At 68.0% G+C, this 14,125-nt stretch carries 11 protein-coding genes; 1 reads left to right on the top strand and 10 read right to left on the bottom strand.

What is annotated here, in order from left to right:
• Positions 1-56 precede the first annotated feature (56 nt).
• Positions 57-971, bottom strand: coding sequence for a LysR family transcriptional regulator (locus BW970_RS09720; RefSeq protein WP_076531091.1), 915 nt, complete (start codon positions 969-971; stop codon positions 57-59).
• A gap of 63 nt (positions 972-1,034) precedes the next feature.
• Here BW970_RS09720 and BW970_RS09715 point away from each other — a divergent pair, with 63 nt between their 5' ends.
• Positions 1,035-3,851, top strand: a complete 2,817-nt coding sequence (locus BW970_RS09715) for an FAD-binding and (Fe-S)-binding domain-containing protein (protein ID WP_083701202.1) — start codon at positions 1,035-1,037, stop codon at positions 3,849-3,851.
• On the opposite strand, the gene BW970_RS09710 is transcribed toward BW970_RS09715, so the two are convergent.
• From BW970_RS09710 to BW970_RS09670, 9 genes are all read right to left on the bottom strand, one after another.
• Positions 3,848-4,657, bottom strand: coding sequence for a DeoR/GlpR family DNA-binding transcription regulator (locus tag BW970_RS09710; protein ID WP_076530629.1), 810 nt, complete (start codon positions 4,655-4,657; stop codon positions 3,848-3,850). The genes BW970_RS09715 and BW970_RS09710 overlap by 4 nt on opposite strands.
• An 84-nt stretch (positions 4,658-4,741) precedes the next feature.
• Complete coding sequence (locus tag BW970_RS09705; protein ID WP_076530627.1) at positions 4,742-6,160, bottom strand: FGGY family carbohydrate kinase; 1,419 nt, start codon at positions 6,158-6,160, stop codon at positions 4,742-4,744.
• Complete coding sequence (locus BW970_RS09700; RefSeq protein ID WP_076530625.1) at positions 6,157-7,416, bottom strand: NAD(P)/FAD-dependent oxidoreductase; 1,260 nt, start codon at positions 7,414-7,416, stop codon at positions 6,157-6,159. Before BW970_RS09700 ends, BW970_RS09705 begins: the two co-directional genes overlap by 4 nt.
• Positions 7,409-8,785: an NAD(P)/FAD-dependent oxidoreductase gene (locus tag BW970_RS09695; RefSeq protein ID WP_076530623.1), complete on the bottom strand. Its 1,377-nt coding sequence runs from the start codon at positions 8,783-8,785 to the stop codon at positions 7,409-7,411. The genes BW970_RS09700 and BW970_RS09695 overlap by 8 nt, the downstream gene beginning before the upstream one ends.
• A 104-nt stretch (positions 8,786-8,889) precedes the next feature.
• The gene (gene ggt, locus BW970_RS09690) at positions 8,890-10,575 is read right to left on the bottom strand and encodes a gamma-glutamyltransferase (RefSeq protein ID WP_076530621.1); all 1,686 of its coding nucleotides are present in this window, start codon (positions 10,573-10,575) and stop codon (positions 8,890-8,892) included.
• A 67-nt stretch (positions 10,576-10,642) separates the two neighbouring features.
• Positions 10,643-11,311, bottom strand: a complete 669-nt coding sequence (locus tag BW970_RS09685; protein WP_076530619.1) for an RraA family protein — start codon at positions 11,309-11,311, stop codon at positions 10,643-10,645.
• 32 nt (positions 11,312-11,343) lie between these two features.
• The gene (locus BW970_RS09680; RefSeq protein WP_076530617.1) at positions 11,344-12,138 is read right to left on the bottom strand and encodes an ABC transporter permease; all 795 of its coding nucleotides are present in this window, start codon (positions 12,136-12,138) and stop codon (positions 11,344-11,346) included.
• Between the two features lie 9 nt (positions 12,139-12,147).
• Complete coding sequence (locus BW970_RS09675) at positions 12,148-13,017, bottom strand: ABC transporter permease (RefSeq protein ID WP_076530615.1); 870 nt, start codon at positions 13,015-13,017, stop codon at positions 12,148-12,150.
• Positions 13,014-14,123, bottom strand: a complete 1,110-nt coding sequence (locus BW970_RS09670; RefSeq protein WP_076530613.1) for an ABC transporter ATP-binding protein — start codon at positions 14,121-14,123, stop codon at positions 13,014-13,016. The genes BW970_RS09675 and BW970_RS09670 overlap by 4 nt, the downstream gene beginning before the upstream one ends.
• Positions 14,124-14,125: the final 2 nt, after the last annotated feature.

Raw genomic sequence — 14,125 nt, 5'->3', positions numbered from 1 at the left:
CGCCCTTGGCAGCCTTGTGCCCTGGCGCGGAACCCCGTCGCGCCAGGGCCGGGACGTCAGCTTTCGGCCACCAGCCTCGAACATGCGATGAAGCGCATGGCGATATGCGACATGGCGCGGCGGGCGGGGGTGATCAGCGACAGGCTGCGGTTCAGATGCAGATCCGCGACAGGCAGGAACGCAAGCCGGGGATCATCGAACAGTGTCACCGCCTTGCGGGGCAGCAACCCTATACCGACGCCAGCCCGGATCAGGCAAAGCTGGCCGAAGGTTGACTGCACCCGCAATGTGCCCTGGCGCAGTGCCGCGGGCAGGGCGGCGTGCTGCGCCAGCAGGCGGGCGGTGCCGGTGGTTTCCTCCAGATGGATCAGGCTGTCGGGGTCGATGTCGGCCAGACGCAGCGGGCGGTCCAGCCGCGTCAGCGGGTGGTCCCTTGCAACGGCGAGCCCGATGGGATCCAGCGCGATCTCTTGCCGGTCCAGCAGGGGAGAGGTGCCGGAATACCCGGCTATCGCCAGATCCAGGTCACCATCGGCCACCTGGCGCGCCAGTTCATCGGCTGGCCCATCGTGCAGCGTTATCTGGATGCGCGCATGGTCGCGGCGAAAGCGCAGGATCGCAGGGGCGACCAGATCGGCGATGGTCGAGGGAGATGCGCCCAGCATCAGCCGCCCGCGCTCCAGGTTGGCGCTGTCTTCCAGCCGGTCCAGCGCCCGGTCCAATGCGTCGATCAGCGGCCGGGTTTCCTCCAGAAAGGCCAGCGCGGCAGGGGTCATCTGCGGCGGGCGCATCCGCCGGTCAAACAGCGCGACCCCTGCGCTGTCTTCCAGTTGGCGGATCGTTTCGCTCAGCGCCGAGGGCACGACGCCCAGGCGGTTGGCGGCGCGCGCAAACGACCCTTCTTGCCGGATTGCATGAAGGGCGCGCAGATGGCGCAGGTTCAGGTTCGTATTCTGCGAATTTATCTTCATTATATTCCAGTATGGCGAAAAGCAGATCTGTGGTTCAAGCGCAAAACAATGCCGGAGCCCGCGATGATCGCCCATCAGCCGATCCATACCCTGCCCGAAGCCTTGCAGGCCGCCGGTTTCGCGGGGCAGATCGAAACCGACAGCGCCCTGCGCGCCGCGATGGCCACCGACAATTCGGTGTATCAGATCACCCCCGATTTGGTTGTCGCGCCGCGCGATGCGGCGGATGTCGTGCGCGTGTTGCAGGTTCTGCAAGATCCCGCCTTTGCCGATGTCGCCCTGACCCCACGGGGGGGCGGCACCGGAACGAATGGCCAGAGCCTCAATCGCGGGCTGATCCTTGATCTGCGCCGCCATATGACGCGCGTGCTGGAGATCAATGCCAAAGACGGCTGGGCCGATGTCGAGCCGGGCGTGGTTCTGGATGCGCTGAACGATGCGCTGCGCCCGCATGGCTGGTTCTTTGCGCCGGAAACCTCGACCTCGACCCGCTGCACCATCGGCGGGATGGTGTCGACGGACGCCTCGGGCAAGGGGTCGCGCATCTATGGCAAGACATCCGACAATGTGCTGGGGCTGGAGGTGGCGCGGCCAGAGGGGCTGCTGTCCAGCCTTGGCCCGGCCCCGGACTGGGCAGTGCCGGTCTTGGCACAGGCCGAGCGGGCCGCCCGCGAGGGCAAGGCCGCCTTTGTCGCCAATACCCCGCGCCTGAACCGTCGCTTTACCGGCTATGACCTGGACAGGGCATGTTCCGAAGGCGGCGGGTTCGACTGGTGGCGGCTGTTTCTGGGGGCCGAGGGGACGCTGGGGCCGATCACGCGGATCCGGGTCAAACTGCGGCGGATCGAGCCGGAAAAGCGGCTGATCGTGGCAGGTTTTGCCACCTTCCGCGATGCGCTGGCTGCGGCGACGCCCCTTCTGGCCGATGATCCGACGGCCATCGAGGTGATGGATGAATGGGTGCAGCGCATCGCGCAAGAGGCGGGGATTCTGGCCGGCCTGCCCCCCGCGCTGCGCCCAGAGGGGCCGGTGGCCTATGTGTTCGTAGAGTTCAACGGCCATGATGCCGCCGGGATCGACGCGCGCGTTGCCACCTGTCTGGACCGGCTGCGCGCCCTGCCGGGGCAGGTCGCGCTGTATCAGGCGCGGGATCTGGCCGAGATCCGGCGGCTCTGGGCGATCCGGTCGGCGGGGGTGGGGCTGCTGGCCAAGGTGGACGGGCCCAGCCGCCCCGTCGCCTTTGTCGAGGATTGCGTGGTGCCGCCGGAAAACCTGCCCGCCTTTGTCGATGACTTTCTGGACGTGCTGCGTGACAACGGGTTGGGCTTTGGCATTTACGGCCATGTCGATGTGGGTTGTCTGCATATCCGCCCGGCGCTGAACATCGACTCGGCCACCGACCGGGCGCGGCTGGTGGCGGTGTCGGATGCGGTTTTTGCCCTGACCCGCAAGCATGGCGGGATCTTCTGGGGCGAACATGGCAAGGGGATGCGCGGCGCCTATCTGCCCGAGTGGATCGGCCCCGCCGCCTATGCCGCGCTGCAAGGGGTCAAGGCTGCCTTCGACCCGGCAGAGCGGTTCAACCCCGGCAAGCTGGTCACGCTGCGCCGGGACCGGATGGGCATAGCGACCACGCCGTTCCGCCCCTTCAACGCGCCTGACGGGGATGCGCTGGACAAGGCGTTCCGCTGTAACGGCAATGCGCAATGTCTCAGCTATCAGGCGGCCACGCCGATGTGCCCGTCGTTCAAGGCGACCGGCGACCTGCGCCAATCGCCCAAGGGCCGGGCCGATGCCTTGCGGGCCTGGAAATCGGGTGGCGCGGTGGCGGAGGCCGATCTGCTGGCCGTGCTGGACAGTTGCCTTGGCTGCAAGGCCTGCGCCAGCACCTGTCCGGTGCAGGTGGACATTCCCTCGATGCGGACCGCATTCTATCAAAGCCATTACAGCCGCCATACCCGCCCGCTGCCGGATCGCCTGACGCTGTTGGCAGAGCGCCACAGCGGGGTGGCACTGCGGGTGGCGGGGCTGGCGCGGCCGCTGTGGCCCCTGCTGCGGCCCATGGCGGAACGGCTGTTGGGCGCGGTCGATCTGCCCGAGAGGCTGGCCCGGCCGGTGCCCCGACACGACAGGATCGCGCTGGCCGATCTGGGCAAGCCCTTGCCCGCCGGCACGGTGCTGCTGTGGCAGGACTGGTTCACAGCGCTGTTCGACGGCCAGGTGGCGCTGGATGCCGTGGCGGGATTGCGCGCGCTTGGCTATCGTCCCCTGGTCGTCGGGATGCACCCGGCAGGCAAGGCGGCGCAGTCACTTGGGGCGCAGGGGGCCTTTGATGCGATGGCGGCGCGGCTGGTGGCGGCGTTGACCCGCGCGGCGGCCAGTCAGGTGCCGATGATCGGGCTGGATCCGGCCTTTGTGATGCACCTGCGCCAGGATTACCCCAAGGCCGGATACGCCCCGCCCGCCCTGATGTTGCCGCAGGAATTTCTGTCCGCCGAACTTGCGGCGGGCAGGCGGTTTCCCTCGGTGGTGCAAGGGGATGGCCCGCAACCGCGGATCCTGTCGCATTGTACCGAGACCACCGCCCTGCCCGAGGCGGGGGCGCAATGGGCGCAGGTCTTTGCCGCGATCGGGCTGAAGGCGGTGCCCGAAGCGACGGGCTGCTGCGGCATGGCGGGGCTCTTTGGCCATCAGGCGCGGCATCAACCCGTCTCGCGCCGGTTGTTCGACATGTCCTGGCGACCCCATGTCGAAGCGGCCGCGCCCGTCGTCGCCACCGGCTTTTCCTGCCGGTGCCAGGCGGAACGGCTGTCCGGCCGGGCGCTGCGCCATCCCCTGGCCCTTGTGGCAGAGGCATTGGGCAACGCCCCTGCCGCCTAGGCCCTGTCGTCAGGTGCGGGTGCATCCGTCGCGGGGGCCAGAACCAGCTCTGCCCCCGCCTGGGCCAAGGCCCGCGCAATGCCGGGCGGTGGCGGCGCATCGGTGACAAGCCGGGTGATCTGCGCCAGGCTGGCGACCGGAAACACCGCCGGTTTCAGCATCTTGGTCCGGTCGGCAAGCACGGTCAGCCTGCGCGCGCGGGCGATCATGGCGATGGCCACCTCGGCCTCGCGTTCGTCGAAATCCAGAACCCCGCTTTCCTGCACACTGCCTACGGTCAGCACGACATGATCCGCCCGGTATCCGCCGATCTGTTGAAGCGTCATGCGGCCGACCAGTTCCATCATTTCGGGCAAAAGCTCTCCGCCCAGCAGGTGGATGCGGTGGCGGTCCGGGTCTTCGCCAAGGATGCGCGCGACCTCCAGCGAATTGGTGATCACGGTCAGATCGCGCCGGGCCGCCAGTGCATGGGCAAAGGCAATGGTCGTGGTGCCCGCGTCGATGAACAGCGATGCGCCGTCCTCGAACAGGGCAGCGGCGGCCTGGGTCAGCGCCTGCTTGCCCGCGCGGTTGTGCAGCAGGCGGGTGCCAAAGGCGTCTTCGCCAGGCGCATCGGCGGGGGCAGGGCAGATCAGTCGCGCCCCGCCATGAAAGCGGCGCAAGCGATTGGCATCCTCCAGATCGACCAGATCCCGCCGGATGGTGGCTTCGGATGTGCCCATGGCGCGGGCCAGAGAGTCCACTGTCTGACGGCCATGATCACGCAGCAGGCGCAAAATCTGTTCCCGGCGATGGTTCGGTTGCATGGGTATCCTGTCTGGACATGACATCGGGGCAGGGTCTGTCAGGGCGGTGGGAAACTCAACCCCCCTGGCCGGTCTTCGGGTGGATCACACCGCGCGCGGGCCGTGCCAGGCGCGGGCCCGTGGGACCGCCTGCGCGAACCGCGCGCGCCAGTCGCTGGCCTGGCCGTCCAGCGGATCGTGCATCGTCTGTTCGGCGGCGCTATCGGGCAGCCGCCAGTCCAGCGCATGGGCGCAAAGCTGCGCGGTGCCCAGGGCCGACACCTCGTCCATCCGGCGGGTGGCCACCTGTCCTCCGGTGGTACTGGCCAGAAACCGGCAGAAATACGGGCTGCGCGACAATCCCCCGTCAATGGCGATGGGATGGGACAGCGCGCCATGACGCCCCAGAAGATCGGTGATATCAGCCGTCAGCAGGGCGACGCCTTCCAGAAGCGCCTGACAGATGTCGCGCCGGGTTGTCGTCGGCCCCATGCCGATCAGCAGCGGGGCGGCCTCGCGGTCCCAATGCGGCGCGGCAAGGCCGGAAAAGGCGGGAACAAACACCAGCCCCCGGCTGATCGCGGGGAGCGCGTCGAATGCGGCGAAATCCTCCAGCCCCGAGGCCAGACCGGCCTGCACCGCCCATTCGACCGCCGATCCCGCGTCATAGACCCCGCCGTCCAGTGCAAAGACCGGACCATCGCCCAGATCCCAGCCAATGGTCGGCAACAGACCGGGCGGCGGATCGGGCCGCCGCCCGGTGACAGCCAGCGCAAAGGCGCCGGTGCCAAAGGTGATCTTGGCCTGTCCGGGAACCCGGCAGCCATGGCCGAACAGCGCCGCCTGCTGGTCGGTGATGCTGGCCAGGACGGGCACGCCGCCGCAGCGCCCGAACGGGCCGACCGTCGGGCGGATGGGCGGCAGGCATTCCGGCGGCACCCCGAACAGCGCGCATAGCTCGTCGTCCCAGATCTGGCGCCCCAGATCCATCAGCCCTGTGCGCGAGGCGGTGCTGGGATCGGTGGCGCAATGGCCGGTCAAGTGGCGCAGAAAGAACGCATCCGTGGTGCCAAGCCGCAGGTGCCCGGCCGCGTGGGCGGCCCGGATCTCCGGCATCTGCATCAGCCAGCCCAGCTTGCTGGCCGAAAAATAGGACTCCAGCGGCAACCCGCTGCGGGACTGCACCCAATCCCCATGGCCCGCCTGGCGGAGTGCCGCGACCTGCGCGTCGGTCCGGCTGTCCTGCCAGACGATCACCGGGGACAGCGGCGCGCCGGTCCGGGCATCCCAGGCCAGACAGCTTTCGCCCTGATTGCAAAGCCCTATGGCGGCCAGCGGCCCGGCGCTGTCGATCAATGCGCGCAGGTTGGCCAACAGCTCGGACGGGTCATGCTCGACCCAGCCGGGATGCGGGTGGTGCTGGCGGTGGCGTGCCGCTCCAAGGATCCGCGCTGTTCCGTCACGTGCCAGCAGCAGCCCGCGGGTGGAGGTGGTGCCCTGATCAAGCGCCAGAATGGGGGTCATCGCGTGGCCTGTTCGGTGATCGAAAGGATGGCCGTTTCCCCGGAGGGAAGCGTGGGGATCCGGGCCGGGGCGATCAGGATCCGCCGTTCGGGCCAGCCGGTCAGGCGGCGCGACCACAGCTCTGCCCCCGTCGCATCGCGCAGCACCAGCCGCCCATGAACGTGCCGGGTGACGCGCAGCTGCAACTGGGGGTGGGCTGCATGTCTGGCGCCCGGTATCACATTCTGGGGCAGGCACAGACGCAGGGGCCCGGTTGTGGCAATGCGCAGGCCGGTGTCGGCAGGGGGCAGGTCGCCCGCCAGATCCCGCAGAATCGCGCGGGCGGTGCGCTGGCCTTCGGCCCAGGCCCAGCCTGCCGTCTCCACGCCGCGCAGCACATTGCCTGCCGCATAGATCCCCGGTTGCGAGCAGCGCCCGAAGCTGTCGATCTCTGGTCCCTGGCTTGCAGGGTCGATGCGCAGCCCGGCCATGCGCGCCAGGCTGGAGTCGGGGGTGAAGGCGCCGGTCAGCAGCAGCCCGTCGCAGTCGATCCGTTGGACGGAGCCATTGGCATGGCGCAGGGCGACGGCCTGCACTTGATCACGCCCGTGAATGTCGATGATCCGGGTGTTGAGGTGGCACGGCACACCCATCAGGCGCGGCAACAGGCCAACAGGCCAGCGCGCAACCGGATGCGCCCCGGCCTCGATCAACGCCAGGGGCCGGATGCCAAGATGGCGCAGCGTCAGCAGGGCCGAGGCCGCGACAAGTTCGCTGCCCAGCACCACGGGGCGCTGAAACGGCACAAGTCCGCCCGAACCGGCGCCCGGCCCATAGGCCAGACCTTGCAGCGCGCCGGTGGTCAGGATCCCGCGCATGGGCCGTTCGCCGGGAAGGAGCCGTGCCGCGCGGCTGGCCTCGCGCAGGCCGGTGGCGAGCAAAAGCCGACGGTAGGCCATGCACCGCACTCCGTCCGGCGTGGCAACGTGGACCCCTGCGGCAGTGATCTGCACGGCGGAATGATTGGCAAGGATCCTGGCGCCCGCGCGTTCCGCGGTTGCCACAAGGCGCGCGGCATAGGCCCGCCCGCCCATGATGCGATGAAACTCGCGCATCCCAAAGGGCGAGTGCCCGCAAAGCCGGGGCATACCCCCGGCCACCGTCGCGCGGTCCAGAACCACGACCGACAGGCCCGCCGCAGCGGCGGTTGCTGCCGCGCCCAGGCCCGCAGGCCCTGCGCCGATGATCAGCAGATCGACGGGGGGCAGGCTATCCATTCCGGCGTTCCCTTGGCAGGGCCAGCGGCGGTGTCAGATGCCCCGCTGTCAGTTCGGCAAGCCGCGCATGGCAACCAAAGCCCTGACACCGGCCCATGGCACAGCGCGTCCGCCGCCGCAGGCCGCCAAAATCGCCGGGGGGCAGGTCTGCATGCAGCGCAGCCTCGATTTCGCGCCGTGTCACCAGTTCGCAATGGCACACGATCTCGCCATAGCCGGGGTGTTGCCAGTCGCGGGGCAGATGCTCGGCCAGATTGGGCATCATGGGCGGGGGCTGCGGCGGCGGGGCGGTGTCGGGCAGGGCGCACAGGTCGAACACATGGGCCGCTATCCCCAGCGCCGCCGTCAACCCGGTGGACCGGATGCCGCCCACAGTGATGAAACCGCGCCCCGGTTCGGCGTGGATGCGGTAATGCTTGGCGTCCGATGCGGGGCGCAACCCGGCATAGACCGCCGTGACAGGCATGTTCTTCAGCGCCGGGATCATGGTTTCGGCGCGCTGCATCAGGGCGGTCAGCGCCTCAGGGTCCACCGTGGCGCGGTCGCGATCCGGCTGATCCTCGGCGGTGGGGCCGACCAGCAGATTGCCAAAGATGGTCCGGGTCAGCACCACGCCCTTGGTTCGGTCGTCGGGGACCGGCAGGACGATGGCACCCAGCAGCGCCGCCGCCGCCTTGTCATAGATGACGAACTGCCCTTTGCGCGGCCTGATGGTGAAATGCGACCGGCCCAGAAACAGTGCCTCTATGTGGTCGCCATGGGTGCCGGCGCAGTTGATCACCAGCCGCGCACCGAACCGGCCGCGCGTGGTGTCGATCAGCCACGCCGCACCGTCAAAGCTGGCGGCCTGCACCGTGGCGCCAAAGCACAGCGTGGCGCCGTGGCGCAGGGCCTCGGTCGCATAGGCCAGGGGGGCCGACCAGGGGTCGATCACTGCCTCGCCAGGGATCAGCAGGCCGGCGTGCACGCTGGCGGCAAGCCGGGGTTCGCGGGCCAGCACCTCGGCGCGGGTCAGCGCGCGGGCATCCGCAACGCCGTTCCGGTGCGCCTGTGCCAGGATGTCGGGCAGGCGGGCCGCCTCGGTCTCGGACCAGGCAAGGACCAGGGCGGTGGTGTCCAGCAGTGGCAGGTTCATCGCATGGCGGATCGTCAGATATTCCTGATAGCCCGCCTGCATGCAGCGCAGCTCCAGACTGTCTGGTGGCGCGTCAAATCCGGTGTGCAGGATTGCGCTGTTGGCCTTGCTGGCGCCCGACAGGATGTCGGCCCCCCGTTCCAGCAGCAGCACCCGCGCCCCGGCACGGGCAAAGCGCCGCGCCATGGCACAGCCCACGACCCCGGCACCGATGATGGCGACATCGTGGACCATGGGGCGGCAACTCCTTGGCGTGGCGCGTCACGTCAGGGTGCGCGCGGTCCGGTGGCGAGTCAATGCGCATATGATCATTGGCGTGAGCATATGCGCAAAATCAGTCAGCCCGCCGCAGGTTTTTCTGGTGCGCGGTCGGGCCAGAACCGGATGCCGGGGCGGGCAGGGCCACCGGCCAGTGCCGCCACCGTGCCATCGGCCCGCCAGCAGGCGGCCCCTTCCATCTGGCCGTCGGGGCGAAACGCGATGGCGTTCATGCCCCCGCCGATATGGGGCATCACCCGCACCTCGTGGCCCATCGCCTCCAGCGCGGATTGTTGGGCGGCATGACCCTGTTCGACCTCGACCTCGGCGCCTTGCGTCCAGATGCGCGGGGCCTCGACCGCCGCCTGCAAGGGCATCCGGTGGTCGATCAGGTTGACGATGGCTTGCAGCGCCGACGGAAAGATCCGTAATCCCCCCGGCAGGCCAAGCGCATAGACCGGCTTGCCATCGCGCAGGATGATCATGGGCGCCATCGAAGTGGGCACCCGCTTGCCCGGCACGACCGACAGCGCCTTGCCGGGATGCGGATCAAAGTTCGACATGTAGTTGTTCGGAAGGATCCCGGTGCCGGGCACGACGTAGCGCGCGCCGAACAGGCCGTTGATGGTATGCGTCGCGCTGACGATATTGCCGTCGCGGTCGGCGATGGTGATATGCGTGGTGTCCTGGCTTTCGCGTCCCGGTGCGGGCGTGGCCGGCCCCCCCGCCCCCGCGCGGATTTGCGCGCGGCAGGCGGCGGCATGGGCGGCGGACATCAGCCGGTCCACCGGAACATCGACAAAGGCCGGATCCCCCGAATATGCCCGCCGGTCGGCAAAGGCGATGCGAATGGTCTCGGCCAGCAGATGCAGCGCGGCAGGCGTGCCAAATCCCAGCCCTGCAATGTCATAGGCCGCCAGCATGTTCAGCATCTGCGGAATATGCACCCCCGACGAGGCAGGCGGTGGCGGTCCCACGATATCGTGCCCGCGATACTGCCCGACCAACGGGGCGCGTTCCACCGGGGCATAGCGGCGCAGATCCTCCAGCGTGATCCAGCCCGATCCCTCGCCAGCCGCCATGCTGGCGACCAGGGCCGCGCCCAGCTCGCCCCCATGCAGGGCTGCCGCGCCCTGTTGCTGGATCAGCCGCAGGCTTTCGGCATAGTCCGCCATCACCAGACGGGCGCCGGTGGCGACATGGGTGTCGCCGGGAAAGAACAGCGCACGGGCGGCAGGATCGGCCATCAGGTCGGCGGCATTCTCGGCAATCGCGCCGGACAGATAGGGCGTGACCTGAAACCCCCGCGCGGCATAGCGGATGGCGGGTTCCACCACATCGGCAAACGGCAGCCTGCCGAACCGCGCGTGCATCGCGCACCATCCGGCCAGGTTGCCCGGCACCGCCACCGAGGACGGCCCCACCAGATTGCGTCGCTCGGCGGCGTCCATATAGGTCGGGCCGCTGTCGGCCACCGGGGTGTAGATGGCGGGGTGCATGTCGGCCCCGGCCTGCGCCAGCGCGTCGAACACCACCGAGGTGCCGTCGGCCATCCGCAGATGCGACAGCCCGCCCCCCGCAATGCCCACCATCATCGGTTCCACCACCGTCAGCGCCAGCAGCGCCGCCACCGCCGCATCCACCGCATTGCCGCCTGCGGCCAGCATCTCGGCTCCCGCCGCAGTGCCCAGGGGATGGTTCGTCACCACCATGCCCCCCGATCCGGTGGCAGAGGTCTTTTCACAGGCAAAGGGCAGATCGGTCATGTCAGGGCTTTCGCGGGCAGGGACAGGTCAGACGGGCCGGATGGCCCGCCTGCGGATGGTGAAGCGTTCAGGCCAGCTTCGCCAGCACCTTTTCGGTGGCGCCCGACAGATCGCCCAGCTTGACACCATCCGTGCGCACGCTGGCCTCGCGACCCTTGCCGCGGTTCTGGGTGGCGATCGCCTTTTCCGCCTCGGCCTTTACCTCGTCGGGCGGCAGGACCACCACACCGCTTTCATCGGCCAGCACGGCCCAACCCGGCATCACGACGGTATTGCCACAGCTGACCGGCACGTTGATCGCCCCGCCGATGTCGTAAAGCCGCGTGGTGATGGGCGAAATGCCCCGGCACCACATGGGGAAGTCCGATGCCTCGATCTCTTCCAGATCGGTGCAGGGGCCATCGACCACGGCGCCGACGGCGCCCGCCGCCTTGGCGCCCACGGTCACGCCACCGCCCCAGCAGGCATAGCGGTCGTCATGCAGCCGGTCGACAATGACGAAATCGCCAGGGCGCAGAAGGCTAAGCAGATGGTGCAGCAGCGTGGAATCCGGCCCCGGAATGGCGATGGTGACGGCCGTGCCCACCACCCGACGGCGCGGGATCAGCGGTTGGATCTGACGGTGCAGAAAGCCGAACTGCCGCCAGTGACCCAGCGTTGCGGTTTCCACCTGCGCCAGCAGATCCAGCTCGTCTTGCGGGATCTGGGCAGGCATCGGATTGATCTTGTAGCTCATGGTCTGTTCCGTTCTGGGATGGGAAAAGGGGGTCAGCGGCTGAACGCCTTGGCAAAGCCGACGCTGCGTTCGACGATCAGCACGATGATCAGCGATATGGAAATCAGCAGAACCGCCAGCACGGCGACCAGCGGATCGGTGCGCTCATCGACATAGCGGAAGATCTCGACCGGCAGGGTAGAGAGGCGCGGGCCGACGATGAACAGCGAGATGACGATCTCGTCAAAGGACAGGATCGCGGCAATGGCGGTCGAGGCGACGATGCCGGGCACCAGTTGCGGCAGCGTCACCTGAACGAAAGTGCGCAAGGGCGTGGCGCCCAGCGTCATCGCGGCATATTCCGCGTCGCGGCCAAGGTTGGACAGCGTGGTTTGCAGGATGCGCACGGTGAAGGGCAGGGTGATCACCAGATGCGCCAGCACCAGCCCATGATAGCTGGCCACCAGCTTGGCGGGGGCAAAGATCATCAGGATGCCCAGACCCAGCACGATGGTCGGCAGGATCAGCGGGGCCAGGATGACGTTGCGCAGGAACTCGCGGCCCGGAAATTCCAGCCGCACCAGCGCATAGGCCGCAGGCAGGCCGAACAGCAGGCTGAGGCCTGCCACGATCACGGCGATGATCGCACTGTTCTGCAACCCGTTCATGAACCGGGCATTGCCCAGCACCTTGCCATACCACTCAAGGCTCCAGCCCGAGGGCGGGAACGACAGATAGCTGTCGGCGCTGAAGGAAATGGCGATGATGATCGCCATCGGGGTGAATATGATGATGAACAGCGCGAACACATAGGCGCGGCCCAGGATCATCAGCAATCGTGTCAGCATGGGAACCTCCTACCGGGCCTTGGTGATGCGCCAGACCAGCACGCCGGTCACAACAAGCGCGGTCAGGAACAGCGACAGCATCAGAAAGGCGAGCGCGGCGGCCGTCGGCCAGTCCAGCGTCATCAGCGCGAGGTCATATACCTCTGTCGCCAACAGGAACACGCGCCCGCCACCCAGCAGCTTGGGGGTGATGAAGGACGACACCGACAGGACGAAACCGATGGTCAGTGCCGCCACGATGGCAGGGGCGCTGAGCGGCAGGGTGATTTTCCAGAACACCGCCGGGGGCGTGGCGCCCAGCGACATCGCCGCCTCGTCCAGCCGCCGGTCCAGCCGGCCAAGCCCTGCCAGGATCGTCAGGAACATATAGGGCATGATGCTTTCGGACAGGCCGATCACGACCCCGGTGTAATTGTTCACGATGCGCAGTGGCCGGTCGATCAGGCCCGACGACATCAGCAGGAAATTCAGGATCCCGCCATCGCCCAGCGTCACCATCCAGCCGAACGACCGCACGACGGTAGAGATCAGCAGCGGCGATGCGGCCAGAACCGTCAGCACCACACGCCAGCGCGATTCCATGCGCGACAGATACAGCGCCATCGGATAGGCCATGCACAAGGCGATCAGCGATGTGGTCAGCGAAAGCTGCACCGTGCGGCCCAGCAGTTGCAGATAATAGGTATCCTGCAAGATCGTCGCATAGGTCGCAAAACTGAACGCAGGTTCGATGGCGCCAAAGTTCGACTTGTTCAGCGACATGCGGAACAGCCAGGCCAGCGGCGCCACGAAGGACAGCGACAGGATCAGCAGAACCGGCGACAGCAACAGCCAGGGCGTCAGCCGGTTTCCGGTGCCGGGGATGGGTTTGATCGTCATGCCGCGAACACCCGCATCGTCTCGGGCCGCCAGGTCAAGCCGACCTCGGCGCCGGGAACCGCCAGCGCATCGCCGGCCCCGCCCGGACGCAGTTCCACCGTGACGGTCTGACCGTCGGGCAGGGCCAGGGCCACCTCGATGATGTTCCCGACAAAGACGCGGCGCTGCACGGTTCCGGCCAGATGACCCGCCGCAGCCTCGCCAAGGGTGATCGCATGGGGGCGGATCGCGGCGACCACGGTGCTGCCGGGCTGGGGTGACACACCCGTGGTTCGGCCGGGCAGGCGACGCCCGTTGCAGACCAGCGCCCCTGTATCATCGACGCTACAGGCCAGTTCGTTCGCACGTCCGATGAAATTGGCGACAAAGCGGCTGGCGGGCTGGTCGTAGATTTCAGTCGGTGTGCCGATCTGTTCCAACTCGCCGACATTCATCACCGCAATCCGGTCGCACATGGTCAGCGCCTCGTGCTGATCATGGGTGACGAACAGCGTGGTGATGCCGGTACGGGTCTGGATATCGCGGATCTCGAAACGCATCTCGTCGCGCAGCCGCGCGTCGAGGTTGGACAGCGGTTCGTCCAGCAACAGGATCTCGGGCTCCACCACGATGGCGCGGGCAATCGCCACGCGCTGTTGCTGCCCCCCGGACAGGGCCGATGGCACACGGTCAGCCATCTGGTCCAGCCGCACGACACGCAGCGCCTCGGCCACGCGGTCGCGGATTTCGGCGCGGGGCACGCGGCGCTGTTTCAGGCCAAAGGCCACGTTCTGCGCCACGGTCATATGCGGAAACAGGGCATAGGACTGGAACACCAGACCCAGATTGCGTTCCCACGGCGGGCGCGCGACGATATCCTGCCCCCCGATCAGGATGCGGCCCGAGGTCGGCGCCATCAGCCCGGCGATCATCCGCAGCGTGGTGGATTTTCCGCAGCCCGATGGGCCGAGCAGGCCCAGAAACTCGCCCTTGCGGATCCCGAAGGACAGCCGGTCCACCGCAGGTCGGGCGCCGCCGTAGTCGAAGGTCAGATCCTCGATGCGGATATGGTGGGCCGCCGCGTCCATGGACGCGGCGGGGACCGGGGCGTTTGCAGCCAGACCCATGG

Origin of the sequence: Gemmobacter megaterium (assembly GCF_900156815.1) — a bacterium.
Lineage (GTDB): Bacteria > Pseudomonadota > Alphaproteobacteria > Rhodobacterales > Rhodobacteraceae > Wagnerdoeblera > Wagnerdoeblera megaterium.
Note: the sequence above shows the minus strand (reverse complement) of the source record. Positions and strands in the feature narration are given on the sequence as shown.